The sequence below is a fragment of the Providencia vermicola genome (assembly GCF_010748935.1).
Lineage (GTDB): Bacteria > Pseudomonadota > Gammaproteobacteria > Enterobacterales > Enterobacteriaceae > Providencia > Providencia zhejiangensis.
Map to the genome: position 1 here is coordinate 138,504 of NZ_CP048796.1, position 26,148 is coordinate 164,651.

Consider the following 26,148-nt stretch of genomic DNA (forward strand, 5'->3'; position numbering starts at 1 on the left):
AGCCAAATCAAAAGATATATTTTATCTTTCAATTACGTCATTCTTTTGGCTTTTTTTCGCTTTTTAATCCGATTTAAGAGTATAAAAAGTCGCCATGCTCAAATACGTGTATTCAGGTATCATCACGTATTTTTCTGGCATATTATATCTAATTTTCTGAAAATTAATTATTTTTAGTTAATTTATTGTTGGTATATAGCGAAATGTAACGAGGTATAAATGAGATCATAATGACTAAACGTAAATTTATTACACGAACAGAAGTGAATTCCCTATTAAAAGCAACACAGCAAGGTCGCTATCCCAACCGCGACTATTGCTTGTTATTAATGAGTTTCCTACATGGTCTAAGGGTTAGCGAGCTTACTCATATCACTATGTCGGATATTGATTTTATACAGAAAGTTATCTATATCAGGCGATTAAAAGGGGGGCTATCCACTGTTCAACCGATAATCCCAGAAGAATTTACCGCGATAGAAAGATGGTTAATTGAGAGAGACTCTTGGAAAACTTCTGGCTCAGATTGCTTATTTATCTCTCAGAAAGGGAGCCAAATCTCTCGCTATCAAATCTATCGTCTATTTGAGCAATACGGCAAAATCGCCGGACTTCCTGTCAAGCTCCACCCGCATATGCTAAGACATGCATGTGGATATGCATTAGCTGATCTCGGTAGGGATACTCGATTAATTCAAGACTATTTAGGCCACCGAAATATAGCCCATACTGTCATTTATACCGCAAGTAATGAAAAACGCTTTAGTGGTATTTGGTCTAATCAAGAGACGGCTTAATGAGCGATGTCAGCATGAAACCAAAGCTCAATATTATAAAATGAATTAAATATCAGGAACACCACAGTTATTCAGCTGATTGGCTTTATGGCTGAGGTGTTTTTATAAAGAAGTTGAGATCACTATTCCTCAAATAGAGCGGTAGATACATTATATTAAAATATGGTTAGTTAATTATTTTACTTATTTTTCTTTAACCAATTATCATCATTTAAATACTCTAAATATGAGTATTTATACTTACGTGTAAAATTAACAATATATTATCAATAAAAATACATAAGAATTACACAGATGATCTTATTGAGATTGTCATATAAAGATAATTTATAGACATAAAAAACTGATTTAATATTTTCCGGTGTTTAATGCTAAAGTGGTTATTTTACGCAATTTAAATAACTGAAAAATAAAATTATAAAGCAAAAAATAAGATGAAAATATAAACAAAATAAAACAATGCATATAAATCAATGGTGTATATCAAATGCCGTTTAAAATCAAATGGTAACGCAACATAATAAATCAAAATGTTTAAAATGCTTAATAAGTATAATTCTGAGACTAACCAAAATCAAACAGCATAAAGTTCTGTTTGCATAATACTTTTTAGCTATTATCAGCAATTAATGTATAAATTTGTTATCTACAACAAAAAGTTACCGACTGCGGTGTGTTTATCAAAAAAAAATAACTAGTCAAATGATCTATCCTTACTATACATATACGCAAATTAAAGATTTTAATTCTAAAAAATACAATATATAAAACAAATTTGCTAAAACCTATTTTACGCAACATTTTGATTTATTTTGTTGCGTTTATTGATTGCAAGATAATCGAATTATTTGCTTTTTAGGCGGGATTGATTATGTAGCCATATTACATAAAGCTTTATTGGTGAGATATGAAAAATAATAAGTTAAAAACCAGTATAGATAATTTTCAGAAAATAATAACTGAACAAATTGGTTTGGAATTATCCCATCTTAGAAAAGAAAAAGGACTAAGTGGTAAAGATCTAGCTAAAAAATTAAAGATATCACAACAGCAAATTTCTAGATATGAAAGAGGAGTCTGTAGCATTAATTGTGGAATGCTATTTTCAATCTTATTTTATCTAGATACTCATCCTAGTAAGTTTTTCGAAAATATAATATCTAAAATAAATGAAGAATATCCTGATGCTAATTCATTTATTCATAACAATGAACATTTTTCAGATGAGCAAGATGATTTTCATTATATTTTCAATCGACAAACAGAAATTATATTAAATTCTGTATACAGTAAGTAGTTATTAAAAAAACATACAGTTTTAACTATGCTCACTTAATTGTTGAGTAACCATCACTTTGTTATATATCAATGAGGTTCAAATGAAAAAAGTATTTGTAGCAGCACTTGTTTCTGCCGCTATCGCTTCTCCAGCACTCGCTGATCAAGGGCATGGTAAAGTGACCTTTAAAGGTGAAATTATCGATGCACCTTGCTCAATTAGCGCTGACTCTATTGACCAAACAGTATGGTTGGGCCAAATTGCTAACTCTGTTTTAGCAAATGGCGGAACTTCTAGTGCTAAACAATTCAATATTGAATTGGAAGACTGTGTATTCCCTAAAGATGCAGAAGACAAAGTCTACAATGACAAGGTCAACATCACATTCTCTGGCGCTAGTGCTGCGTTTAACCCTAAATTATTAGGTGTAACAGGCTTAGATGCAACGGACCCAACTAGCGCTGGTAACGTTGGTATTCAATTAATTGATACAAACGGTGTTGCATTAGATATGGGTGTTGCTACAGCACAAGAACATCAATTACAAGCGGGTGATAATATTCTGCGCTATAGCGCTTACGTACAAGGTGCAAACGTTGCAGTAGATAAAATCCCCCTAGGTAAATTCGAAGGTGTGACTAACTTTACCTTAACTTATAACTAATTGATTAGTTAAAGAGGAGTACTTTCGTATTCCTCTATTAATCACCAAATTAAGTCAGAGGCTAAAGTGAAAGGATTTATCTATTTCCCAAGAAAAGTATCTTCCCTATTTCTGCTAACATTATTTCTTTCGCCACAAATGGCGGCATCACCTCATGGATGGGGGAAAGTCACAATGGGCGGCGAAATAGTCGATACTGCCTGCGCAATAGATATCGGGTCAAGGGATCAGACCATTAATATGGGGGTACTTCCAACAAGCTATATTCGTGAAGTTGGGAAAGGCCCCATAAAAGAGTTCAATATTAAACTTGTTGATTGCCGTTGGGAAAAATACTCAAAAGAGAATAACGAATGGAATTCATTTGAAGTCACTTTTGATGGTCCATCAGAAGGGGGTTTTTTCACCCTTTCGGGTGAGGCAAAAGGAGTGCAATTGGCATTGCATGATCTCTCCGGATATTCCATTACACCAGGAAAGCCATTGCCTGCATTAGGAATGACTCCCGGCACAATGATACTGAAATATCAAATGCAATTAGTCACCAACTATCATCCTGTTAAAGCGGGTAATTACCAAACCTTATTAAGGTTCAAGGTCGATTATTATTAATTCTAGAAGTTATATTGGTGTTTTAGGGATGTTTTTTATGTTTTTTAAACAAGACAAAATAAATATAATAACGACAATGATAATGATTACTTTTGGGTCATTATCAACCCAGTTATATGCCGCCGATACCATACAGTTTAATACGGCATTATTTGATTTAGAAGACAAAAAAAACATCGATATTAAGCAATTCTCACGTGCTGGCTATATTATGCCTAGCACTTATCCGCTAAAAGTCCAATTAAATAAAGAAACTCTGCCTGAGCAACGATTTTCATTTTATGCACCTGAGGATGACCCTGAAGAAAGTCTTGTGTGTATTACTCAAGAACAAGTTCAACAGTTAGGGTTAACGGCGGATGCTTTGAAGAAAATAACGTGGTGGCATAATAATGAGTGCCTTGATTTAAACAGCTTACCCGGTTTCAAAGCTCATGGGGATTTATCTGACTCAACATTATATTTGAGTATTCCTCAAGCCTATCTTGAATATAGAACTACGAATTGGGATCCGCCTTCTCTTTGGGATGAAGGGATTTCAGGGGCTATTTTAGACTACAACATTAACGCAAGAGCTAATAAGCCTCATGACAACAATAGCAACTATAATATGACGGCAAATGGTGTTATTGGTGTAAACCTTGGCGCATGGCGCTTTAGGGGAGATTGGCAAGGAAATGCTCAACGAGAAACTGGCTCAAATAGTAAAAGTGAGCATAATTTCCAATGGAGCCGACTTTATATTTATAAAGCATTAACCAGTATCAAAGCAAAATTGACCTTGGGTGAAGATTATCTAAACACGGATTTATTCGATAGTTTTCGATTTACAGGTATAAGTCTACGCTCTGATATTTTAATGCTCCCACCTAATTTACGTGGATATGCACCTGAAATAACAGGGGTTGCGACAAGTAATGCGACGGTCATTGTTAGCCAACAAGGCAGAATTATTTACCAAGAACAAGTCGCTGCTGGGCCTTTTCGCATCCAAAATTTAAGTGATGCGACGACAGGTAAGCTGGATGTTCGCATCGAAGAACAAGATGGCTCGGTTCAAGAATATCAAGTTGAAACGGCTAATATTCCTTATTTAACCCGCCCAGGCAGCGTTCGGTATAAATTAGCCATGGGGCGTCCTACAGATATGGATCACCATGTCAATGGCGATACATTTGCAAGTGGTGAAATGTCTTGGGGGGTTACCAACGGCTGGTCGTTATTCGCAGGTTCATTAAATAGCCAAGACTACAATGCATTTAACGTGGGTGTAGGGCGAGATTTATTAGCATTTGGCGCCTTGTCTTTCGATGTTACGCATTCCATTGCAAATATTCCTAACCATCAAAAACTGACAGGTAATTCTTATCGAATAAACTATTCGAAACGTTTTGATGATTATGATAGCCAAGTCCAATTCGCAGGTTACCGTTTCTCAGAACGTAGTTTTATGACGGTGACTGATTTTTTAGCGGCTAAAGATTCAGGTGAGCGTCAAGGCAGTAATAAAGAAATGTATGTGATTTCCTTAAATAAAAATTTTAGGGAATCAAAAATTACAGCGTATTTAAACTATTCGCATCAAACCTATTGGGATAAGCCAGAAAGCAATCGCTACAACCTCATGGTGACAAAAACCTTAGATTGGGGAAGCTTGAAAAATATTAATATTTCGTTATCAGCTTATCGCAATAAATATAACGAAACAAATGATGATGGCCTTTATATCTCAGCATCAATGCCTTGGGGAAATGGTGCCAATATAGGTTATTCATTACAAGCAACGCGGGATGATACCGTTAATCGAGCAACCTATTATGACAAGCTGTCAGATAGAGCCAATTATCAAGTCAGTGCAGGTTCAACCAACAAAGGCGGAACCGCGAGCACCTACCTTACCTATTATGGAGATAGTGCTAAATTAACCGCGAATGCGAGCTATATTCACAACAATTACACGTCATTTGGGTTAGGGGCTCAAGGTGGAGTCACCATGACCTTAAATGGTGCTGATACTCACCGTGTATCAAATATTGGCGGCACTCGCTTACTGATCGACACCGACGGCGTAGCTAAAATTCCCGTGTCAGATCGTGGGATCCCTATTGCATCGAATGCATTCGGTAAAGTTGTTGTCCCTGACCTGAATAGCTATTACCGCAGTAAAGTTAAAGTCGATTTAAACGCATTACCCAATAATGCCGAAATTACTGACTCCATTGTTCAAGCGACATTAACAGAAGGAGCAATTGGTTACCGTAAGTTTAATGTGTTATCGGGCGAAAAAATGATGCTTTCAATGCGCATGTCTGACGGTTCTGTACCGCCATTTGGTGCTCAAGTTACCAATTTAAAAGGAAAAGAAACAGGAATCGTCACTGATAATGGATATGCCTACATCAGTGGTATCAACCCAAATGAAATGATGATTATTCATTGGGGTGGTGAAGCGCAATGTGAAATTCATTTTCCTGAGAACTTAGAAACAATTAATCAAGGCTTATTTATTCCTTGTAAACCATTATCGAATAAACGTAATGAAACAGATAATAATCTGTAGATGAGTGATTGCTATGAAGAAATTAACTAAATTATATATCAATACTATTTTATTAAGCAGTTTATTTAGCGGAAGTGCTTTATCCGCAATTGCTATAGATAGAACTCGGATTATTTTTAATGGCGATCAAAAAAGCGTTTCAATCACCATTACCAATAAAAATAACCAACTGCCTTATTTAGCACAAGGCTGGATAGAAAATATTCAAGGGGTAAAAGTGAACTCACCTTTTGCTGTATTGCCCCCAGTGCAAAGGGTTGAGCCTGAAAAATCGAGCCAAGTTCGTGTTGAGGCACTGCCGGAAATAAGCCAATTACCTCAAGATAGAGAAAGTGTTTATTACTTTAACTTAAGAGAGATCCCACCGAAAAGTGATAAACCGAATGTTTTGCAATTAGCTTTACAAAGCAAAATTAAATTATTTTATCGTCCTAAAAATATCATGCTCAGTGAGACTGAAATGTTGAATAGCCCTTGGCAGGAAAAAACACAGCTGATTAAACAAGGCGACCAATATATTATTAAAAACCCAACGCCTTTTTATATCACAATTATTGGCGCAGCTGAGCGTATGAATTCACCTGTAAATCAAAACTTTAAAGCCGTTATGGTCGCTCCGTTTAGTGAAGAAAACTTAGGTGTGTCAAGCTCTACTGTGGGGACGAGCCCTGTACTGACCTATATCAATGATTATGGTGGTCGCCCTAAATTGCAATTTAAATGCCAAGCTAATATCTGTCAGGTTGCGCCTGAAAATAAATAGAGAGGAAAAGATGATTAATCAAAAAAATCTTCCCTTACTTCTCGGGTTATTTTTTATTGTTCCTTCACCGGTGATATATGCGGTAGCTGAAAATACTTTTGATAACACCGCAGGAAATTGGGATGTCGAAGGTGCAAATGGAAAAATTTTTGTTTACGGCTCCTTAACTGAGAGTGCTTGTCACTTATCGATGGATTCTGCATTTCAATCGGTTGATTTGGGTAATATTGACACCGCGTCATTAAAAGTCATTGGTGCTCAAGGACATAAAACCCCTATTTATATTGAATTACTGGATTGTATCGAAACGCCAACCGTCCTAAGAGATGACAAATCAGGTAATGTTACTTGGAGTACTTCCCAACCGGGTATGAAAATTCGTTTTATTGCTCCCGTTGTTCCGTTTCGTCCTAGTATTGCCCGTGTTGAAGGTGTTACGGGGCTAGGGTTGCAAATCACCAATCTAAAAGGAAACGAAATCGTTTTTGGTGAATACAGCGAACCACAACTGATTTCGTCTGGACAAAATATTTTAACTTATTACGTTGCCCCCGTTAGAGTTGCTGAAAAATTACAGGCGGGTGCGTACAGAAGCGTTATTTCTTTTCAAATCACCTATGAATAAGCTTACCCAATTGGCTGATATAGCATTGAAGGTATTTATATGAATCACTTAAATTTCAAATTTTATAAATTAAAAAAGATAATACTCACAATGCTATTAAGTTTATTCTTTTTTTCGTCACCGAATTATGCAAAGAATGGTCAAATCGGTGAAATTAAGATTCGTGGATTACTTGTCGCCGAAGCTTGTACAGTGAGACCCGGTGATGAAAATATCATTGTGGACTTTGGTACTATCGTCAATAAATACCTTTATATTAACCAAAAAACACCACTGGAAAATTTTAATATTCATCTAGATGACTGTGATAACAGTATCTTTAAAACAGTCGCTGTCAAATTTACAGGAACAGAGGATCCAAATTTACCGGGGCTGCTGGCAGTGGATTCTGCCAGCATGGCTTCAGGTATAGCAATTGAAATTTTAGATTATAGCGGTAAAAAAATTCCCATTAATAGCATGACGCCCGCATACAATTTAGAAAATGGTACGAATATTTTAAGTTTTAATGCGAATGTGCAAGGAGAACCTGATGCAATAAAAAATAAAAGTATTGCATTTGGCCATTTTACTGCAACCGCTGTTTTTAGTTTAATTTATGATTAGGGTATCAGTAAAAATGAAGATATTATTATTACTCCTCGTAACCTCATTATTTTCCCCTTCCATTTTTGCATTTCAATGCAGAACAAATGGTGGTCAAGAATTTCGTGGCGGAACACAGAATATTTATGATGTACCTATTGATAATGATATTTTTGCTGTACCTAATCGAATTAATGAGTTTGCGGATGTGAGCGATTTCATGACTTGCCGTAACGAGGCACCTTCTGCATACGTTGATTACCTCAATGTTACAGGGGCGAGTTTAGGTCCTGCATTTAGAAATAACCCAGAATTAAAAGCCGGCGTTGTTATACGTGGTGCTTATTATTTAGCGCCATTTAGTGGTCGAGAAATTCCCGTTTTCCGTTTAACAACCGCCACTGAGCCTCTGCCAATAAAGTTATATTTACAGGTAAATGTGAGGCCAACGCCTTCCGTATTGGTGAGAAAAGGTGATCTGTTAATGACATTGGATCTCCATAAATATGCGACATTTATAAATAGCAACCAATATATTGACCATTTCTATTATAGATGGAATTTCTATTCTGGAAATGATGTGGTGGTAGGGACAGGAACTTGTGATATCAATAATAACCAAATCATTATTGTTGATTTTGAAATGGTCAATGCATCGGGTATTTCAACAGTTGGTAGCGCAAGCCGCTTTCAGCGCAATGTTGAGCTCACATACAGCTGTGAAGATAATAATCTCACCGCACCAATAAAAATGACCTTAAGCGGTGAAACCTCAACCTTTTCGTCTGATGCATTGCTCATTAGAACGGGTGATATCGGTAATCAAGGCCCTATCATGCGCGGATTAGGTGTAGAGGTTTATCATCAAGGACAACGAGTGTCGCCGATGAATGGCTCTTTCAATTCAAAAATAGAGAATGGGCGTGGCCGAGATACACTAATGTTTACGTTAGTTAAGAAACCTAATTTATCGCCAAATGAGCTAACAGAAGGGCAATTTAATTCTGCCGCGACAATTATCATGTCTACACCTTAATTATAAAAAAGGGGCTATTATCAAATAAAAATCTCTTTTAATAACGGCTCGTTATTCCGATGGAATAATATTTATTCAAAATTAATCTGGTGTTTTTAGTGGTGAAAATAAAGCACTCGGTATTTTGACTTAAAAAGCGTTTGGGGATTTAGTCATGATTTCAGCCTATTTATCATTTTATCGGTAAGGATAGAAAACGCTTAGGTTAATTTTTATTGGCTAACGAGCTGATTATGATTCTAATATTCAGCTCGTTAAGTCGTGATTGCGATTATTTTTCTAGGCCGCGAATAATGAGTGTGAGGCCATCTAGAAAACGTTGCTCATAGTTATTGGTAAACAATATGGTTTTAGCAGCCCATGTGTATGGGTATTGATTCTTATATATTTCATTGAATTTATTTAGTTTTTCATCTATCTCATTATCATGAGAGTAGAGTGCTGCTTGTTGTTCTATGCAGCATCCCAAAATAAAATAAAATATAGTCATGGTTGAGTTTGCTGCTTTTTCTGCTGACATGCCTGATTGCATAAAGGTTTTAATCAACGCGTTATTGATACGTAATACATTATCTGAAATAACATAGGTTCCAGCGAAAACTCGCGCGCCATCTCGATGCTGTAACAAAGCGTCTCGCAATTGATGGGTAATGTTTAATAAATTAGTCTTCCAATCCTCTTCATTTAGATCACCCACCGCGACATTAGCCACAATATGGTCTGCCATGCCTTCGACTAAGGACTGTTTGTTATTGAAATGCCAATACAGTGAAGCGGCTTTGATATGCAGAGCATCGGCAAGCTTACGCATCGTCAATCCATCAATACCGTCGGTCTCTAGCAGTTGCAGTGCTGTTTCAAGTACTTGTAATCGTGTGATTTTTTGATTTTTCATAAATAATTCTCAATTATATCTTTATTCCCTAACATTGTTAGTCTAACATATTTATCTAACCTAACGTTGTTAGGTTGTCAGTATAGTTTATTTTGCCACTTGTAGGTATGCATATTGAGGTTGATGACATGGCGACTGAGGAAACTAAAAAATTTTCCAAAAAAATCTTTGGATTAACACCGTGGATAAGCGTGTTATGTATAGGCATATTAGTTGCAATTACCACGTTCAATTGGAATAGGTGGCAAAGTAATCAGCGCTATCAAGAGTCAAATAATGCGTATATTAAATCAGATTCAGCAATCTTAAAGTCAAGAATGACAGGCTATATTTCACGAATCTTAGTCGATGATTATCAATATGTTCATCAAGGGGAAGTTATTGCTGAAATTAATAACCAAGAAGAGCTGTTGAATCAGAAAATTGCTAAAGCAAAGTATATAAAAGCGGAGCAACAATTTGCGAATCTTGCTGATGAAATTAAAGAGCATGACCTGACAATTGAAAAGCTATTAAACCGCTATAAGGCTGCGGGGATTGAAGTGGCACAAATGCAGCGTAGTCCTTTGTTGCGTAAGGAATTAATTAAAAGTGGAGCAATAACCTCTCAAAATCATCTTGATGCTCAATCAGATTTACAGCGATTAATAAAATTAGAGCAAGCAGCTAAAGCCGAATGGGAGCAAGCAAAACAATCTAAATTAGTATTAATGCAACAAGAAAAGATCCGTCTGGCAGAACGAGATATTGCATTAGCAAATTATCAACAAGCAGAGACGCAAATTTCGTATTCCACGATAGTGGCACCATTCGATGGCCAGTTGAATAAAATTAAGCTTAATGTAGGCAGTTTAGTCACACCGGGTACGGAAATTGTTACTGTGACACCTCGTTCTAAGCCTTATATCATTGCGCAGTTAAAAGAAACCCAACTTAAAAACGTTCAGTCAGGACAATCCGTTTCTATTGCGATTGATGCTTTTCCCGGTATGGAGTTTCGTGGTGTTGTTCGTGATATTGGTGCGCAAAGTAGTGGTGAGGCCGCATTAATTCCCGCAGATAATAGTAGCGGGAATTTTACAAAGGTGGTTCAACGGATCCCTGTTTATATTAGTTTTCTCTCAACGCAATCAAATGACATAGATAAGCTCCGGCCTGGAATGTCAGTTGTTGTGAATATTGATACGCAGAGTATGCATTCGCAAGGAAAGTAATATGTCACTAAGAATATTGCAAAATGCTAAAGAAACGAAGCCTCTTTTTGTTGTTATTTCGGTATTTCTCGGGGCTGTCTTGTCGACATTATTTGTGAGAATGTTTTCTTTGTCACTGGCCGATATTCGTGGTGTTTTTGGTTTAAGTGCGCAAGAAGGATCGTGGATTAATGTTTCATTAAATGCGGCACAGCTAATCAGCATGACGTTAACACCTTGGTTTATGGTCGTCTTGGGTGCTGAAAAAATATTAATGAGTACCAGTATTGTTTTATTAGTGAGTTTTTTGTCATTTCCATTATTAGGTGTAGATGGTCGCTTACTTATTGAATTAGTATCAATTCATTTTGTCATTGGTTTCTGTTTAGGCGTGTATTTGCCGATGACAATTTCATTAGCTTTACGAAATTTACAGCCAAATGTCTGGTTGATTGTCATGGCCGCTTACAGTTTACGGGTCTCTTTAGGCATGGATGCTGGCGTCGGAATTTCAGGATCATTTATTGAAATCTTTGGCTGGCAATGGATGTATTGGATTTGTACTTTTTTTACGTGTTTTATCTTTATATTTACATGGAAAGGTATGCCAGTAGCTGAAATTAACCGTGATATTTTAGCTAAAACGGATTGGGGAGGCATGGCGCTGAAAAGCGTCAGTTTGGTTTTACTTTATATTGGTATTGTGCAAGGTGAAATGTTTGGTTGGTATGACTCTGGATTGATTGTTTCTTGTCTATTAGGAAGTGTGATTCTTTTTACTATTTTTATCGTTCGTTCATTCCTTTTTAATCAAACATTTGCTCATCCTGGTTGGCTAGCAAATCGAAACTTGTTGTTGTGCTTTATTGTTTCCTGCCTATACGGTTTTTTAATGCTAGCGAACTCTCTATTTATTCCTTCATTTTTAACGACAATCAGTGGGTTAAAACCCTATCAAATAGGAGAAGTGACTAACATTGCTTTTATCGCTTATCTCTTATTTAGCCCAATAGCAATTTGGTTGGCGCGTAGAGTTGATTCACGATTACTAATGGTGATTGGTGTAACGATTATTGGCGGTGCTAGCGTATTAGGAATGCAGGTGGATTATCAATGGCGGGTTGATGAATTCGTACCACTCATGATTATGCAGTCATTTGGTGAATGTTTAGTATTGATAGGTTTAATTGCTTCATTTGTTGTTAATATTAAGCCTCAGGATGCATTAAATTTAGGCGCATACATCTCTATTGCTAGGGTATTAATGCCGGCTATATCGGGTGCATTAATGAATACTTATTTACGGGTAGCTTTTGATGGGCATTTCGAAACTAAAAGAGCTTTTATCCAAACAGGAGAACAGAAGCTATCTTCGGCAGACACGTTCAGTGTCGTTTTATCGTTAATCAGTCGGGAGTCAAGTGTAGGTTCTTTTATCGATGGTTTTGCCATGACATTACTCATTGCAATTATGGTATTGTTTTTACTTATATTCTTAAAACCAGCACCTGAAAATAGTATTGTACCTGGAAAAGAATGACTCACAGGCTCGTTGTGAGAATATTATCGTAATATCGATATTGCCTCCTTATTAGGAGGCAATACTGAAATAGAGGCTTTAATTTTTACCCATCGTTAATTTAGTGATGTAATGTAAATTATCCTCATTGTTCAATTGAGCCTCGAATTTTAAATTATAAATGTTATTGTTATCATAATAATTCATCATATAGGTGAAGAACACATCCATAACGGATGGGTTATCCATTGATAGGATCAATGACTCATCATTAAAAAAAATAAAATAGTCATCACGCCCCAGATTTTTAGCAATATAATCTACCTCGGTAATATAGCCTTGAGTGGGTTGTTCGATCTTTTTTGTTACCTCTAATTTACTCGCCGAATAACCTGTAGGACTAATATAAAAATCATTTACTTTTCGACTATTTTGAGGCCTTGTAGCCTGTTCATCTGCATCAATGATCGTTAGCATCATATCAGAACCGCTTTTATGCTCGGTCGCGATAAAAAGCGATACGGCATAGGCATCAACACCTTCAAAAAGAAAAGTCAATATCTCAGGGTTTCTTGGCCCCGTCACGGTTCAGGTTAGCAAGACGGAACGGTTATCTGTCTGATTACTTGTATATCCAATAATATTTGTTACATATCCATAAAACATAGTGACCTCAACTTAAATTTAAAAAATTAGGATGTTAATATTTAATTAATAGCTATCAAATAAAAATAGCCGAATATTGAAACGAACTATCATAAAGAATAAAAGATTTTTCATTTCAATTGGCCAGTTAATGAATGAGCATAATTAACTGGCCAATTGAACCTTATAAAAATAACAGTTGGATTATCGTTTTAATCTAATATATAGCGGTAAGATTACTTTTTAAATATAACATAAGATTTGAAATGTTCTATTTATTCCCACAAAAACAATAAAATGCTTTTTAAATCTAGAGATAGATAATATAAAAGCTATAATAGTGACTTATTTAGGCGTGATTAGTTATTTTCATATGGTCGACCTCTCATAAAGAGTAAGGGCGAGTTTAACTCGTCTATTATTAATTGATTATGTTTATTGGATGTTGGTAGGAATAAAATATTTTATAATGATAGAATGGAAGGGGCATCACTATAATGTTTAGATTTTGTTAATCTAAACATGTATGTTGAATAAATACAGTTGTTTAATATAGCAACATTACAGATTATCTATCATAGATAATTCTATTATTTATTTATGATAAATAAAAGTTAGCACTGTTATTTATTTGGTGTTAATAAAGTCAAGTAATGTTAAATAACGATTAAAAAGCTATAATGAATTCGATTTACGTCAAGTATCAATGTGAATATTATATCAACGATTAATAGATACGGTCATTTTATGCTTATTAAATCAATTATCTTGCATGTTTCCATCGGTTATTGCATTTTATTGTGGAAGAAATTCGCTATTATCTCTTCTGTAAAAAACAGGTATGGTATCTCCATTCAAATATTTATATGGGCAGTTATGTTCACTTTATTGTTTGATTTTAAACGGTTGGAATTAAGTCAGCTGCTGATTTTTCATGAAATGCTCATGACACAAGGTCGTTAATCTATCTAACCTTAGACAAGATTGTTTTTTATACAGAGATTTATTTCTTCAGTTCTTGTGATGAATTTTAACTTAACTGTAGGAGGGGAGTATATGGAAGAATAACGTTATAGAATATCGCTATAAATAGCCTCATTATAATCACCATAGACTATAGATAACACTGAATCTTCTCGTTTTTCTTGTAATGCAATTCTTCCATATGAATTTTAATGAGCGATTGATCGTTTTATTCAATGACTCTTACTGACTTGTTATAACCGTAAGAGAAACATGACCAGAAGCGCTTTTAGGTATAGGATTGATAGTATCGCTCATCATTATTAGCTGATTATCTTTTTCTATTCTTGCACTGATTCCTAACTGACTTCTTAATTTATTCATTTCAGATGATAGTCTGATTTTAAATGTTAAAAAACGCCCTGATTTTTTAGTTTTAAATTGAAAATTATCGCTTGTAATACTCTCATTTTCGTTTTTACCGATTGGTGAAAGAGAAAGGGTAACCAATGAATCATTAGGGATATCAATAGATTTGGAATGAATCGTTCCCTCAATGATAGATAACTTATTATTTTTATTTTCAGTTAAGTTTTTTGTACAGCCAGACAAAAAAAAGACCAATAGCAATAAATATATTGATGATGTGAATTTGTTATTGCGGTTAATTAGTTTCATTTCTATTCTCTTGATTATAAAATAGTGCGGTTAAATACCTTATTGAAAAAACATTGAACATAAGAATATATCCCTTTCTTTTGAGGGTTGAACATTGAGCGATTAGCTTCTGATTTTGTGCCTGTATATAGGATACCAACCCTAGGTAGGGTCATGATTAAATTTTCATCAAGCTCTATTTTTTTAAATGATAAGCGAAGCTGTCTGACTAACTTATAATAGCTGCTTTCAGTCACAATCGTTCCGCGTTTTTCCCAAATCTCATACATAATTTCGCGCTTACTACTGGTTTTATTCAGTAATAGTTTCAATAAGCATGACTCATTCTCTGAAAGATTAATCGTTTTCTTACCGCGAGAGAGCGTTCGCTTGAGAGGGTTGTAAACAACATATTCCGATAAAATAATAAGGGGTTCTTGCTCAATTTGATCTGTCTTATTCATATTATTTTTCCATATATATAATTTCATCGACAAGTTATTTGCCATATCCTAACGTTCAAGATAGTGTGCCACAATATAAAAAAACGACACACAATAAGATTTTTATAAAAAAAAGACGATTTTTAATAAATCCAGATGATTTTTTAGGATGGCTTAATTTATCGCTATGCGCTCAGTTATATATATCAATTTAGTATATTTATTTTTTATATTTTATTGAGCGGGGTGTTTGACTAAGACTTAGCATGATAAGAAATATGCTAAGTCTATAAATTTCGAATAGGATTCTTATCAAATCTTTGTGAAGAAAGGAAAAAACGATAATATATTAAAAATACGATAGATTAGACGAATGAAAGCTCATCATCACCATCATCTTCTAGTTTGTTATGGCCTATCTGATTATTCATTTGTTCTGTCAGTGGTTGGAGCATAAATTTTACCGCATTAACACGATAAAATGCGTGATTGAACGTTTTCTTGAGTAATTCTTGATTATCAAAGGTATCGGGCTTTCCGAGTAATTGTATGGCGCCAGCAATAAACCTTTTTTTTTCTTCAGAAGAGAGTCTATTGAGTTTTTTACAAAGCGCTAAGAAGTTTGTTTTATGATCTTCCGAGTTTTTAATATCTTTTGGATCACTGACTCTCAATGTTGTAAAAAATGTTTTAATATTTTCAATCTCTTGAGTCGTTAGCTTAAGCTGCTTGGTATTTTCGATTGTTTTAGCTTGCCATGTATTTTTGACTTTATTGACTAACGTTGAGCTGTCGTGATTTGTGGGTAGTGTATGCTCTGATGGTGTTTTTAAATGATTATTTTTTAGCGGCGTAATCATTGGTTTCTCCTTGATTAAGGTTATTCCTCATCGTTTGGTAGGCTATTTTTCGTTCTGCTAATACTTGACAGCGGCTTGGAATCGATAATAGTTGTGGTAATAGATGTTTTACGGCGATAGAAGGCGAAAAATGAATAATTTCATTGCCTATTTCTAAGGCGATATCCTCATTTTGACTTGGTATAAATTTAATATGAGCGTTTTTTTGAGGGGAGTTCTCTTGTAATGAACTCGGTAAATACAAAATAGCGGGTTCCATATTCGATTGTTGAATGAAATGTTCAGCAATGATTGTTTGTAATAGTTTATCGTGGAAAAATTCAGAGAGTTGATGTAAAAGTTGTTCTTTACTTTGACTTAATTGTTGCTGAAAGCGTTTCTCGCTCATCTCAATACTTTCAATCATATTCGAGAGTAACTGTTTTAATCCATCTTGATAACCTTGTTGATAAGCAACATGACGGATATGCTCTATTTCTTGCTGAGCTTTCTGATAGTTTTCGGTTACTTGCTTGTGAGCTTGTTTTGTTATGTGTTTTGCATAGCGAAAGGCACTAATTGTATTATGTTTTATGAGTACTTTTTCTCTTGCGGTTTGTTGAATATCAGGCTGCATTTTTTCGGACATAGTGACAAGTCTCTTCAATAATATTCCAAGGTAATATTGCTTTTACGGCGGAAGGGATGAGTTGGCGCGTTTTATAGCTAAACATATGTTTTAACCTGTCGGTATATACTGCACCGAATGGAATTAATTGAGCAAAAAGTTGTTCTGCTCCGAGAGCCAGTAGTCTCTGTGGTGAGGGAATATTTACTCCACTCACTTGCCAAAGCGGGTTAGCAAACTGTTGGCGTAAATCTGAGTAAACGGTGAGTTTTCCCCACCAAGGAAGCTCTTCCTTATAGAGAATTGTGCCTAATCCAAGCGCAACCTTCGGGAGGTTCGCCCATTCTTGTAAGAGAATATTTGGCAATATCATCGTGGTACGATCCGGCCAAGGCATCGGGTATTGTCGAATTAATCGATGGTTATGTATTTTCTTTAATATTGGAGGCAATTTATGGTAATGAATATTACTATATTCAGGATGAAAATAGCTTCCTGGCGCTAAGAAAATATCCGTTTTTAAAAGCAATGATATATTACTCTCCGACGCCATGGGTTTTTACCTCAGTCATATTATTTGTATCTGCCTTAGTCTTGAAAAATGGCTGCCGACGCCAAACAAATATTAATAAACCAATCACCATGATGACTGACAAGGAAATGACCGTAACCCAAACTGGATTCAACAGAGTTTTAGGTTGATGGCGTGTTTGATGTTGCAGTGGTGGTCGTTTAACGACGACAACAGACACATTGTCATAGCTGGTTTCTGCGAAACTATTGGTTAGGAATAATTTGATTTTATTCATCATGAGTTTGGGGTCTTCATTACCTGAATAGGTCACCAGACTGGATACTTTTTGTATTTGTTTTGTGGCGCTATTGCTGCTTAGAGGATAGCTAACATGTACTCTTGCATTGACAATATCAGGGATGGTTAATAATGATTGCTCTAAACGTTGTTCTATTAATGATAATAGTCGGGTTCTCTCTGCTTGTGGTGACGCCACTAAAGAATCTCCAGGAAAAGCTTGGATAATCTCAATGGGATCTTTGGATGGCAAATGATATTGTCGTAACAAATCAACGGCGATAACAAAGTCATTAGGCGCGATTCTAATTGAGTCTCCTTGCTTATTATCTTGTTTACGTGAAGCATCAACGCCGTGTTCTTGTAACACAGCGAGGACTTCGTTACTTTGTCGCTGGCTAAGGTGGCTGAGTAATAATTGATCATCACAACCGACCAAGAATCCAATCATGCCAACCAAGAGCAGTTTTTTGACTATATTCATGGCTTATTGGGCTTTTAATAATGTATCAATGGCATTGGTTGCTTTGTGGGTGAGTGTGGAGACAAAATTGAGCTCTAATGCATATTGTCCAATGGCATCCTGCATTTTCAACATCTCCACGGGATTGCTGACATCTAGACTATTTCCCTGAATAATCAGTTGCTGCTTTTTATTTTTTACCTCAACAGAATATTGTGCATATAACTCTTTCACTTTATCTTCAAGTGATTGGCTTGAAGTATTGTCTGAAATGTTATCTGGTGTTGGTGGTAACATAGTATGGTTGGTGATTTGCATGATATTAGTTCCTAAAAAGTAGAGCATCACTTAACTGATGCTCTTCGATATAAATTAAATATTACGAATAATCGCTGAGGCTGTATCTTTAATAGATTTCATTAAGCTACTTTGTAATTGACGTGCCATATTATAGTTACCGCTTAAAGCCGTAATTTTTCCGAGTACTAATGGGTTATCGACTTCTAATTTTTCACTTTTACCATCAAGCATATTTTTTAATTCGTCAGCTAATTCCTTAGCGCGAATACTGACATTCGCACTACTGCGATACATCATCCCCCAGTTATGATCACCTTTAACTGGTGTTTCAAACGCGGATGAATCCCAATTACCGGTGGCACTATTAATACCTAAAATATCTGATGTAGATCCATCTGACATATATCACCTCATTAGTTAAGAGTATTTGAATTAAACGACCAATGGTTATGACCTAAAATAATGAAGCCTTGATCGTTACGGATAAATGATTTTCCTGCTAACTGATTAGTCGCCAAAGATACTGAAAACTGAATATACTTATTTCCCCATTTATGAGAAAAACGTTCAGCTAGCTGAACAATTGAAGACGTTTGCTTATCATTAAGATTTCCCTGAATAATAAAAATAACGTGATTATCTTTATTTATTTTTTTCCATGGAACGTTACTTTCAGTCAAACCAAGTTCAGCTATCTGGATTAATGCTTTTGACTCTATTTCTATCACCTTACTATCGGTATAACAGGCAAGATGGCTTTTTATTATATTATCAATAATTTTCCTATCTTTAGATAAGGCTTGTTCTTTGATTATACGTATAACGGGTTGGCAAGGATTGGATAAATCTACTTTTAAAAGGTTAGGTATATAATCATAAATGTGGTTTTCAATCTCACTTTCAAGATCATTGATTTTTTTTATGTGATATTTATCAGCATAATTTTCTTTATTTAAACGCTGTACACTCCAATCGGCATCACGCTGTGTTTGTACGAGAATTAATGCATCCCCTTGTCCATCTCGAGTGGCGATGATGGGGTAATGGCTATCTTGTAGTATGTTTTCTAGCATATTTATTTTTTTTTCTGAATTATTTGTAGGGTATAGATAAATACCCACAAAAGAAATAAACAATAGAAAAGTACAGATAAAAATGGTTTTGCGTTTTTCAGTCAGAGACGTTAAGTTATTTTTTTTATCATCACAAAACGCGCTATGCGGTATACTTTCTTCTATATCGGTTAATTTCCATGGCATATCAAGTGCTTTAAAAGCAATCGGGAATATATCAGCAAGCATTAATTCTTGATAAACAATGGGAATAGTAAATGATTTAATCCCATCATTAATATTCAGGCTAAATATTTTTTCTTGTATGTTATCACTGCTGTTTGTTGGGTCTTGTTCTGTCACGACAGCGAGTTCATAATGCTCGGCAGCACTAGGAATATAATAGGTGGTAAAGCCATTATCATCGACTTCTGCTCTGTATTGAATATTGGGGTCGATAACAATAAGATGAGCATCTGCTGTTAATACCAACTCATGCCCACTCATAGGGCCGCTAGCAATTTTCATTATACAAGCGCGGCTATTTGTATCTGTCATAAAATGAATTCCACGGATAAGAAATTAGTATCAGTAAAAAGTATTACTTCATTTTTGTCAGTAGAATTTATCTTAATCATTCTGACTGATTGATTTGTTTATTAGGTATGAGTTATTCCGGAATATTCCCTTGTATAAAAAGTGCATTTTCTTCAATTTAGCTATATCGAATCTTTTTAAATAAAAGTATAAGCATCATGATTGATACGAACATTGCTGCACTACTCGAAAATAAAGAGTGTTGTTTTTCTTTGCAGGATAAGTTGGTTTTGGCTGTTCCTCATTCAGCTGAAATGGGGATAAGTTTCAATTCATCGTATTCAGGGAAGAGAATTAATATTGAAGAGCAGTCTTTATTTGTTTGTTCGCAATTAGAGTTCGATTCTATTATTAGCAGAAAAGATTGGTTAATTTATTCATTAGAGCTTTCAGAGGTAGTGGAGATCCTTGCTGTTATTGATTCTGCTATGAAGCAATCATTTCTCTTAGAAAAGGAAATGATGGAACCGGGGAGCAAAAATAGTGATGTTATCTATATTTCTAATGATTATATTTATGATCTTACAATCAAAGATATTGTTATTGGCTTAATTATTCAGCAACAGCCTGAATTCAATTTATGGTGCAACATATTAAGGCGTTATGAAGCATACGGCATTATGCGATTTTTACTTTCCGCCGCCGAAAAAGATAAAAATGCCAATATTAATCAATTGTGTAAACAGTATGGCATATCGGCCTCTTATTTTAGGCAACTGTATCGAGAAAACTTTAATAAAACAGCAAAAAGAAAAATTATGAGTGTTCGTATGGCCTCAGCCATCTTAAAGCTTATTGAAAGTGATAATTCTATATTAGATATCGGCCTTGAAGCAGGTTATTGCTCAGCCTCTCATTTTACGAATGATATAAAAAAAGAATTAGGGTTAACCCCTTCAGATATTAGGCATCTTGGAGTGAAACTATATGAAAAGTAAAAGAAGTGGGATGATATTAGTATCGCTACTTTTACTCAGTGTAAATGTTTTTTCAGCGCAAACTGAAATTATCATGGCTGAACCTGTTCAGCAGGAGATGAATCAAGAAACGTTTGTTGCAAATAATATTATGGTCGGCAAAGTTTTTGATGCTATAGCTGAGCGACTTAATAAACCGATTATTCTTAGCAAACTCGCGGCACAAAAGCGGATAACGGGTAATTTTAATTTGGCACATGCTGATGAGATGTTTAAGGCGTTAACGCGCCGTATCGCATTGGTTTGGTATGATGATGGTGCCGCTATTTATGTTTACGATAATAGCGAGATGCGTAGTGCTATTATTCCTATGAATAATGCCAGTAGTCATCAAGTTCTCAATTATATTAAAAAAAATGGTATCTATGACCAGCGCTTTCCTGTTCGTACTCAAGGAGGAAACAGCTTATTGTTTGTTTCTGGCCCTCCTTTATATGTTGAATTGATACAAGCCGCGACAGCCTATCTTGATGAGCAAGTAAAACAAGAAGCTCTTTCGGGTGGGGAGCTTGCCGTTATTGCGGTCAAATATGCTTCGGTGACAGATAGAACTTATTCATTACGCGGTAATAATATTACTGTTCCAGGTATGTTATCAGTCATCAGTGAATTATTTAAAAATACCCCTGTAGGGACTGTACCAACGCAAAAAATTGCATCGGCACCAAAAGATAACATAGGAGATGACATTGATGCCTTGATGGATGCGCCGATTGGTGAGGCTGTAGAGCCCATGCCTGCATTCAATGGTACTCGTAATCCATCTAATGTTCCTTTTTCATTAGTGGCACATCCAGATAGTAACAGTTTAATTGTTAAAGGTTCCCCTGAACAAATTCGTTATGTTCGCCAATTAGTCAGGACATTAGATACTCGGCGCCGACAAGTTGAATTGTCGTTGTGGATCATTGATATCACACGTAGTGAATTAGATAACTTAGGTGTTAATTGGGAAGTTGGCACCATTAATACCGGTAACAGTTCGTTTTCTTTTAACCGCAGTACACTGTCTGATAGTACAGATTTCTTATTGCGTATTGATGCGCTAAGTAAAAGTGGCAATGGGCATATTGTGTCTCGCCCCGTGTTATTAACTCAAGAAAATATTCCTGCTTTATTTGATAACAACACCAGTTTCTACGCTAAGTTACAGGGTGAACGTATCGCCACTTTAGAGCAAGTCACCTACGGCACGATGGTCAGTGTGATGCCACGCATTTCAGCGGGTAACCATGTAGAAATGGAAGTGAATATTGAGGATGGTGCTGAAAAACAATCAAAAAATGGTGAAACGTCTAATGTTGAAGGGCTCCCTTCGGTCAATCGAACAACGATTAATACCGTTGCTCGTATCGCTCAAAACAGTAGTTTATTGATAGGCGGATATACTCGAGAACAGATTGTAGAAAATGAAAGTCATATTCCTTTATTAGGCGATATCCCATTGGTTGGTCGTCTATTTAGCCATTCATCAATGAATAAACAAAAAATGGTACGGCTATTCTTAATCCAACCTCGTTTGTTGGATGAAAATGAAGTATGGGATGGCCGACAATTTTCTGAAAACCTTCGCATCAAACAACATGACAAACAGTTACATAGCACCATCCAATTTTTAAAAACCTATATGGGGGAATCATGGCAATAGCGCCTTTGGGTGGTGGTGCCCGCATGTTAGGAGGGGCACAAGAAAAGAGTCGTTCATCCAAAACGGGTGATGATTCGGATGAGGTATTACGTGGGCAAGGGGTGATTGATAGCTCCGGAGAATATGCGTCGATGTCGATGTTAGCAGCGAGCCATGTAAAAAGAAGTAGTGGTAAGCAAGATGACACGGAAGATTGGATGCAGTTTGCTGAACGTATCCTTGATGAGAATGCGGATGAAACTATTTTAAATGTTGAGGGCATACTCAATCGTCAATTTATGACACCTAAAGAGTTAAAAGCATTTTTATTGCGTTTTTTCTCCGACCCCAGCGATTTATTAATGGCGTTGGCAGCATTAATTAATCGTGGAAAACTTAAGCAAGAGCAGCTTGAACAACTCAAAAAACTGGAAGAGCAACTTCACCAAGAAGATATCGATAGAAGTACGCAAGCTGGCGTGAATATCGCCCTTATTGCAAAGGCTTTTGCGCAAAAAATAAAACAGTCGGCGGGAAACTTGCGTATGTTATACCGTGAGTTTTTGGCTTATGAAGGTCCTGTTGTTTATTTATATGAACAATGGGTGGAAGAGATGGAAAGCCAAGAACGTGAAAATATTATGCGTTATTTAAGTCGTGCATTGGCTTGTGATCTGCAAGCGCTTCCCTTAGGTGACATTAATATGGGTGAGTTCGGTAACTATTTTATTCGTGTAGGACGATTAAGAGAGTTACAGTCATTAGACCATGTATTTATCCAACAATTTTTTCAATCAAATCTATTTAAGCACCATCGGCAATTTATTAACGAAAAATTTGAAAAAGAGCTTAGTAAATTATTTACGGCAGGTATTCGAAATCACACTAATTTCAATGAAGGTTTATTATTATTTATTTCTTCCCAGTTAAGCATGATGAGTACTGATTTGCGTGCTCGATTTTTGCAATTATTAATTTTGGCATTTGCAACAATACCCGTTAGCGTCTTTCAATCATTGGAAGCGCGCGATGAATTAATAAATCAATTGAAAGATTGTATGCATTATGTGATGGCACAAGAAGAATTAATGATGCGTAACTATTTTCAAAGGGAGGATTTTTAATCAAATGAATAAGTTTACTGGATTTCTTTTAGCGATCCGTAATCGGCCAGAATTGATGGTATTAGTGATTATGGTGATGGTCATCGCGATGCTCATTATTCCGTTACCGACGATATTGGTCGATTTACTGATTGGCTTGAATATTATGATCTCAGTACTTATTTTTATGAGTTCTTTTTATATTACTCGGATCCTCAATTTTCAATCCTTTCCCTCAATTTTATTAATCAGCACATTATTTCGCCTTGCTTTATCGATTAGTACTAGTCGACTGATCCTATTAGAAGCTGACGCTGGGGAAATTATTGCCACCTTTGGTGAGTTTGTTATTCAAGATAACTTGGTTGTTGGGATGGTCGTATTTGCGATTGTAACCATCGTACAATTTATTGTTATTACTAAAGGTTCTGAACGTATCGCGGAAGTGGCTGCCCGTTTTTCGCTTGATGCGATGCCCGGAAAGCAAATGAGCATTGATGCTGACTTACGGGCAGGAGTTATTGATGAAGCAACGGTCAAAGAGCGCCGAGGTGATTTAGAAAAAGAGAGTCAGCTATTTGGTTCTTTTGATGGTGCGATGAAGTTTATTAAAGGAGACGCAATAGCTGGGATTGTCATTATTTTTGTTAACTTAATCGGTGGGGTTTCCGTTGGTATGGCACAACAGGGAATGGATATCTCTTCTGCGCTGAACACGTTCTCATTATTAACCATCGGTGATGGACTTGTTGCGCAAATCCCTGCGTTACTTATCTCTATCAGTGCTGGTTTTATTGTCACCCGAGTGGGTGGCAACGATAAAAACTTGGGACAGAATATTGTTTCTGAGTTATTTGCCAATGATTTTACGATCCTCATTACCGCACTCATTGTTTTATTTATGGGGTTCTTACCTGGGTTTCCGACAGCGATATTTATTTTCTTATCAGCGCTCTTATCGATAATATTTTTTGTCCGTTTTTGGAAAAAACGTAAAGATAAAACTTATCAGCAGACACAAGCTGAGCGCGTTAATGTGGGTACAGAGATAACTGAAGGAGAAACACAAAGGGAAAACAGTGCTATTGAGGAAGAGTATATTCCTGAAACGCTACCCATTATTATTTCTGTCAACCAACAATATAAAAAATCACTTGAAGAGAAAAATTTCTTAGCGCGTTTTAAAAAGGATGTGTTTATTCGCTATGGCTATCGAATACCCGATATTGCCATTAATTACTCACCGATTGTACCTAATAATAAAATTATCATTTTAATAAATGAAGTCAAAGCAGGTGAGTATGATATCTGTTTTGGCGGTCATCGTTTATTAACAGTGAGTGATGAGCTGGAATATTTAGGGATCGAGCTAATACATTTTACGGATGAGTATGGTGCAGTGAGTTCTTGGATTATTAATCAAGATATCGAGCAAGTTGAACAATTAGGATTGATGATACGCGATGATGTAACAGAAATGATTGATTGTGTTAGCACGCTTTTATTGCGTCATATTAATGAGTTTTTCGGTATTCAAGAAACTAAAAATCTACTTGATGATCTAGAAAACAAATATCCGGAGTTATTAAAGGAGTGCTATCGGCATTCAACAGTGCAAAAAGTCACGGAAGTTTTTCAACGTTTATTAATGGAAAAAATTTCAGTTCGTAATATGAAATTAATCGTTGAAACCCTTGTCCAGTGGGCGCCAAAAGAAAAAGACAGTTTGATGTTAGTCGAGCATGTTCGAACGTCGATGTCGCGTTATATCTCTTCCCGTTTCGCTGTTGAAGGCCGCTTAAATGTATTAATGGTGAATTCTGTATTTGAAGACACCATTCGCCAAGGTATTCGGCAATCGGCAGGCGGGGTTTACTTGCATCTCGAACCCGAAACAACCAATGAATTAATTCAATCTGCGGAATTAGCCCTTGAAAACAGCTATCTCTCAGCTCGGGATATTACGGTATTGGTTCCTGTTGATATCCGCCGTTTTGTGAAAAAAATCCTTGAAGGACGCTTTCCTGAGTTAGAAGTTCTCTCATTTAATGAGGTTTCTGACATGGTGAAAGTGAATATTATTAAGACAATATAAGGAAATTTCTTATGAAGTATCGTTTTGTTGAAGCATTAAATTCATTTTTAAATGACATGGGGCGTAGTGATTTAATTAATCCTCAATTAGATTGTCATTCAAATATTCAATTAGAAATGAATGATGCACCAGCGATTAATATTGACCTTTCTAGTGATGACGTAATTATTTGGTGTCATTTAGCGGAGTATAGTGCAGCAAGGTTTGATTCTGTCAGTCAGAATTTGCTAAATATGATAATTCAATATCCACCACGTAATTTTCAACCAGGTCAACCGGCATTAAATCTTGTCGATGATGTTTTCGTTCTGTCCGCGGTCATGAAAGAAACGGCATTAAGTCATGCACAGCAGTTTGCTGATAGTTTCGAGGAATTTTTTGAACGTAGCAATTTGTTCAGAACAGCATTAGTTGGCTAAC

General features: G+C 35.9%; 27 protein-coding genes. 16 read left to right on the plus strand and 11 right to left on the minus strand.

Going from position 1 to position 26,148, the window contains the following annotated elements; translation table 11 throughout:
• Window positions 1-230 precede the first annotated feature (230 nt).
• From G3341_RS00580 to G3341_RS00620, 9 genes are all read left to right on the plus strand, one after another.
• Window positions 231-797, plus strand: a complete 567-nt coding sequence (locus G3341_RS00580) for a tyrosine-type DNA invertase (protein WP_154622043.1) — start codon at window positions 231-233, stop codon at window positions 795-797.
• 907 nt (window positions 798-1,704) lie between these two features.
• Complete coding sequence (locus tag G3341_RS00585; RefSeq protein WP_154635685.1) at window positions 1,705-2,094, plus strand: helix-turn-helix domain-containing protein; 390 nt, start codon at window positions 1,705-1,707, stop codon at window positions 2,092-2,094.
• An 82-nt stretch (window positions 2,095-2,176) separates the two neighbouring features.
• Window positions 2,177-2,740 carry a fimbrial protein gene (locus G3341_RS00590; RefSeq protein ID WP_154622811.1) on the plus strand — a complete coding sequence of 188 codons (564 nt, stop codon included), beginning with the start codon at window positions 2,177-2,179 and terminating at the stop codon, window positions 2,738-2,740.
• Window positions 2,741-2,806: 66 nt separating this feature from the next.
• The gene (locus G3341_RS00595) at window positions 2,807-3,352 is read left to right on the plus strand and encodes a fimbrial protein (RefSeq protein ID WP_244316460.1); all 546 of its coding nucleotides are present in this window, start codon (window positions 2,807-2,809) and stop codon (window positions 3,350-3,352) included.
• Window positions 3,353-3,380: 28 nt separating this feature from the next.
• Window positions 3,381-5,912: an outer membrane usher protein gene (locus G3341_RS00600; RefSeq protein WP_163860483.1), complete on the plus strand. Its 2,532-nt coding sequence runs from the start codon at window positions 3,381-3,383 to the stop codon at window positions 5,910-5,912.
• Between the two features lie 13 nt (window positions 5,913-5,925).
• Complete coding sequence (locus tag G3341_RS00605; protein WP_154622809.1) at window positions 5,926-6,675, plus strand: fimbria/pilus periplasmic chaperone; 750 nt, start codon at window positions 5,926-5,928, stop codon at window positions 6,673-6,675.
• A 10-nt stretch (window positions 6,676-6,685) separates the two neighbouring features.
• Window positions 6,686-7,300: a fimbrial protein gene (locus G3341_RS00610; RefSeq protein ID WP_154622808.1), complete on the plus strand. Its 615-nt coding sequence runs from the start codon at window positions 6,686-6,688 to the stop codon at window positions 7,298-7,300.
• A gap of 39 nt (window positions 7,301-7,339) precedes the next feature.
• The gene (locus G3341_RS00615; RefSeq protein WP_154635686.1) at window positions 7,340-7,906 is read left to right on the plus strand and encodes a fimbrial protein; all 567 of its coding nucleotides are present in this window, start codon (window positions 7,340-7,342) and stop codon (window positions 7,904-7,906) included.
• 13 nt (window positions 7,907-7,919) lie between these two features.
• A complete protein-coding gene (locus G3341_RS00620; RefSeq protein ID WP_230085797.1) occupies window positions 7,920-8,921 on the plus strand; it encodes a fimbrial protein in 1,002 nt (333 codons plus the stop codon).
• A gap of 271 nt (window positions 8,922-9,192) precedes the next feature.
• Here the strand turns inward: G3341_RS00620 and G3341_RS00625 are convergent, their stop codons facing one another.
• A complete protein-coding gene (locus tag G3341_RS00625) occupies window positions 9,193-9,816 on the minus strand; it encodes a TetR/AcrR family transcriptional regulator C-terminal domain-containing protein (protein WP_154622704.1) in 624 nt (207 codons plus the stop codon).
• Window positions 9,817-9,944: 128 nt separating this feature from the next.
• On the opposite strand from G3341_RS00625, the gene G3341_RS00630 reads away from it, so the two are divergent.
• Together G3341_RS00630 and G3341_RS00635 are read left to right on the plus strand one after the other, a co-directional pair.
• A complete protein-coding gene (locus G3341_RS00630; RefSeq protein WP_163860484.1) occupies window positions 9,945-11,030 on the plus strand; it encodes an HlyD family secretion protein in 1,086 nt (361 codons plus the stop codon).
• Between the two features lies 1 nt (window position 11,031).
• Entirely contained in the window at window positions 11,032-12,549 is a 1,518-nt protein-coding gene (locus tag G3341_RS00635; protein ID WP_163860485.1) for an MFS transporter, read from the plus strand.
• Between the two features lie 78 nt (window positions 12,550-12,627).
• On the opposite strand, the gene G3341_RS00640 is transcribed toward G3341_RS00635, so the two are convergent.
• From G3341_RS00640 to G3341_RS00685, 10 genes are all read right to left on the minus strand, one after another.
• A complete protein-coding gene (locus tag G3341_RS00640; RefSeq protein WP_154622707.1) occupies window positions 12,628-13,086 on the minus strand; it encodes a hypothetical protein in 459 nt (152 codons plus the stop codon).
• A 1,293-nt stretch (window positions 13,087-14,379) separates the two neighbouring features.
• A complete protein-coding gene (locus G3341_RS00645; RefSeq protein ID WP_163860486.1) occupies window positions 14,380-14,814 on the minus strand; it encodes a YbaY family lipoprotein in 435 nt (144 codons plus the stop codon).
• A 14-nt stretch (window positions 14,815-14,828) separates the two neighbouring features.
• Window positions 14,829-15,257 (minus strand): winged helix-turn-helix domain-containing protein, encoded by a 429-nt coding sequence (locus tag G3341_RS00650; RefSeq protein ID WP_154635688.1) that lies wholly within the window; start codon window positions 15,255-15,257, stop codon window positions 14,829-14,831.
• Window positions 15,258-15,601: 344 nt separating this feature from the next.
• A complete protein-coding gene (locus G3341_RS00655) occupies window positions 15,602-16,096 on the minus strand; it encodes a hypothetical protein (RefSeq protein ID WP_163860487.1) in 495 nt (164 codons plus the stop codon).
• A complete protein-coding gene (locus G3341_RS00660; RefSeq protein ID WP_154623060.1) occupies window positions 16,074-16,724 on the minus strand; it encodes a hypothetical protein in 651 nt (216 codons plus the stop codon). Before G3341_RS00660 ends, G3341_RS00655 begins: the two co-directional genes overlap by 23 nt.
• Window positions 16,702-17,256, minus strand: a complete 555-nt coding sequence (locus G3341_RS00665) for a hypothetical protein (protein ID WP_154623059.1) — start codon at window positions 17,254-17,256, stop codon at window positions 16,702-16,704. The genes G3341_RS00660 and G3341_RS00665 overlap by 23 nt, the downstream gene beginning before the upstream one ends.
• Window positions 17,240-17,998, minus strand: a complete 759-nt coding sequence (gene sctJ / locus G3341_RS00670) for a type III secretion system inner membrane ring lipoprotein SctJ (RefSeq protein ID WP_154623058.1) — start codon at window positions 17,996-17,998, stop codon at window positions 17,240-17,242. Before sctJ ends, G3341_RS00665 begins: the two co-directional genes overlap by 17 nt.
• Window positions 17,999-18,001: 3 nt before the next feature.
• The gene (gene sctI / locus G3341_RS00675; RefSeq protein WP_154623057.1) at window positions 18,002-18,295 is read right to left on the minus strand and encodes a type III secretion system inner rod subunit SctI; all 294 of its coding nucleotides are present in this window, start codon (window positions 18,293-18,295) and stop codon (window positions 18,002-18,004) included.
• 54 nt (window positions 18,296-18,349) lie between these two features.
• Window positions 18,350-18,679: an EscF/YscF/HrpA family type III secretion system needle major subunit gene (locus G3341_RS00680; protein WP_154623056.1), complete on the minus strand. Its 330-nt coding sequence runs from the start codon at window positions 18,677-18,679 to the stop codon at window positions 18,350-18,352.
• 11 nt (window positions 18,680-18,690) lie between these two features.
• Complete coding sequence (locus G3341_RS00685) at window positions 18,691-19,887, minus strand: PrgH/EprH family type III secretion apparatus protein (RefSeq protein ID WP_154623055.1); 1,197 nt, start codon at window positions 19,885-19,887, stop codon at window positions 18,691-18,693.
• A gap of 197 nt (window positions 19,888-20,084) precedes the next feature.
• Here G3341_RS00685 and G3341_RS00690 point away from each other — a divergent pair, with 197 nt between their 5' ends.
• The 5 genes from G3341_RS00690 to G3341_RS00710 are packed head-to-tail and all read left to right on the plus strand — an operon-like array spanning window position 20,085 to window position 26,147.
• The gene (locus G3341_RS00690) at window positions 20,085-20,864 is read left to right on the plus strand and encodes an AraC family transcriptional regulator (RefSeq protein ID WP_154623054.1); all 780 of its coding nucleotides are present in this window, start codon (window positions 20,085-20,087) and stop codon (window positions 20,862-20,864) included.
• A complete protein-coding gene (sctC, locus tag G3341_RS00695; RefSeq protein ID WP_154623053.1) occupies window positions 20,854-22,551 on the plus strand; it encodes a type III secretion system outer membrane ring subunit SctC in 1,698 nt (565 codons plus the stop codon). Before G3341_RS00690 ends, sctC begins: the two co-directional genes overlap by 11 nt.
• The gene (sctW, locus tag G3341_RS00700; RefSeq protein ID WP_163860488.1) at window positions 22,542-23,654 is read left to right on the plus strand and encodes a type III secretion system gatekeeper subunit SctW; all 1,113 of its coding nucleotides are present in this window, start codon (window positions 22,542-22,544) and stop codon (window positions 23,652-23,654) included. The genes sctC and sctW overlap by 10 nt, the downstream gene beginning before the upstream one ends.
• Before the next feature lie 4 nt (window positions 23,655-23,658).
• Complete coding sequence (locus G3341_RS00705; RefSeq protein ID WP_163860489.1) at window positions 23,659-25,728, plus strand: EscV/YscV/HrcV family type III secretion system export apparatus protein; 2,070 nt, start codon at window positions 23,659-23,661, stop codon at window positions 25,726-25,728.
• An 11-nt stretch (window positions 25,729-25,739) separates the two neighbouring features.
• Window positions 25,740-26,147 carry a type III secretion system protein gene (locus G3341_RS00710; RefSeq protein WP_154623050.1) on the plus strand — a complete coding sequence of 136 codons (408 nt, stop codon included), beginning with the start codon at window positions 25,740-25,742 and terminating at the stop codon, window positions 26,145-26,147.
• The last annotated feature ends 1 nt before the right edge of the window (window position 26,148 follow it).

Excerpts from the sequence above, each read along its gene's own strand:
- G3341_RS00680 (WP_154623056.1), bottom strand. The coding sequence starts at position 18,679 with ATGTCAGATGGATCTACATCAGATATTTTAGGTATTAATAGTGCCACC.
- G3341_RS00590 (WP_154622811.1), top strand. The coding sequence starts at position 2,177 with ATGAAAAAAGTATTTGTAGCAGCACTTGTTTCTGCCGCTATCGCTTCT.
- G3341_RS00645 (WP_163860486.1), bottom strand. The coding sequence starts at position 14,814 with ATGAAACTAATTAACCGCAATAACAAATTCACATCATCAATATATTTA.
- G3341_RS00650 (WP_154635688.1), bottom strand. The coding sequence starts at position 15,257 with ATGAATAAGACAGATCAAATTGAGCAAGAACCCCTTATTATTTTATCG.
- G3341_RS00685 (WP_154623055.1), bottom strand. The coding sequence starts at position 19,887 with ATGACAGATACAAATAGCCGCGCTTGTATAATGAAAATTGCTAGCGGC.
- G3341_RS00620 (WP_230085797.1), top strand. The coding sequence starts at position 7,920 with ATGAAGATATTATTATTACTCCTCGTAACCTCATTATTTTCCCCTTCC.
- G3341_RS00690 (WP_154623054.1), top strand. The coding sequence starts at position 20,085 with ATGATTGATACGAACATTGCTGCACTACTCGAAAATAAAGAGTGTTGT.
- G3341_RS00660 (WP_154623060.1), bottom strand. The coding sequence starts at position 16,724 with ATGTCCGAAAAAATGCAGCCTGATATTCAACAAACCGCAAGAGAAAAA.
- G3341_RS00580 (WP_154622043.1), top strand. The coding sequence starts at position 231 with ATGACTAAACGTAAATTTATTACACGAACAGAAGTGAATTCCCTATTA.
- G3341_RS00585 (WP_154635685.1), top strand. The coding sequence starts at position 1,705 with ATGAAAAATAATAAGTTAAAAACCAGTATAGATAATTTTCAGAAAATA.
- G3341_RS00630 (WP_163860484.1), top strand. The coding sequence starts at position 9,945 with ATGGCGACTGAGGAAACTAAAAAATTTTCCAAAAAAATCTTTGGATTA.
- G3341_RS00610 (WP_154622808.1), top strand. The coding sequence starts at position 6,686 with ATGATTAATCAAAAAAATCTTCCCTTACTTCTCGGGTTATTTTTTATT.
- G3341_RS00635 (WP_163860485.1), top strand. The coding sequence starts at position 11,032 with ATGTCACTAAGAATATTGCAAAATGCTAAAGAAACGAAGCCTCTTTTT.
- sctJ (WP_154623058.1), bottom strand. The coding sequence starts at position 17,998 with ATGAATATAGTCAAAAAACTGCTCTTGGTTGGCATGATTGGATTCTTG.
- G3341_RS00710 (WP_154623050.1), top strand. The coding sequence starts at position 25,740 with ATGAAGTATCGTTTTGTTGAAGCATTAAATTCATTTTTAAATGACATG.
- G3341_RS00600 (WP_163860483.1), top strand. The coding sequence starts at position 3,381 with ATGTTTTTTATGTTTTTTAAACAAGACAAAATAAATATAATAACGACA.
- sctC (WP_154623053.1), top strand. The coding sequence starts at position 20,854 with ATGAAAAGTAAAAGAAGTGGGATGATATTAGTATCGCTACTTTTACTC.
- G3341_RS00625 (WP_154622704.1), bottom strand. The coding sequence starts at position 9,816 with ATGAAAAATCAAAAAATCACACGATTACAAGTACTTGAAACAGCACTG.
- G3341_RS00605 (WP_154622809.1), top strand. The coding sequence starts at position 5,926 with ATGAAGAAATTAACTAAATTATATATCAATACTATTTTATTAAGCAGT.
- sctW (WP_163860488.1), top strand. The coding sequence starts at position 22,542 with ATGGCAATAGCGCCTTTGGGTGGTGGTGCCCGCATGTTAGGAGGGGCA.
- G3341_RS00655 (WP_163860487.1), bottom strand. The coding sequence starts at position 16,096 with ATGATTACGCCGCTAAAAAATAATCATTTAAAAACACCATCAGAGCAT.
- G3341_RS00615 (WP_154635686.1), top strand. The coding sequence starts at position 7,340 with ATGAATCACTTAAATTTCAAATTTTATAAATTAAAAAAGATAATACTC.
- G3341_RS00665 (WP_154623059.1), bottom strand. The coding sequence starts at position 17,256 with ATGGCGTCGGAGAGTAATATATCATTGCTTTTAAAAACGGATATTTTC.
- sctI (WP_154623057.1), bottom strand. The coding sequence starts at position 18,295 with ATGCAAATCACCAACCATACTATGTTACCACCAACACCAGATAACATT.
- G3341_RS00705 (WP_163860489.1), top strand. The coding sequence starts at position 23,659 with ATGAATAAGTTTACTGGATTTCTTTTAGCGATCCGTAATCGGCCAGAA.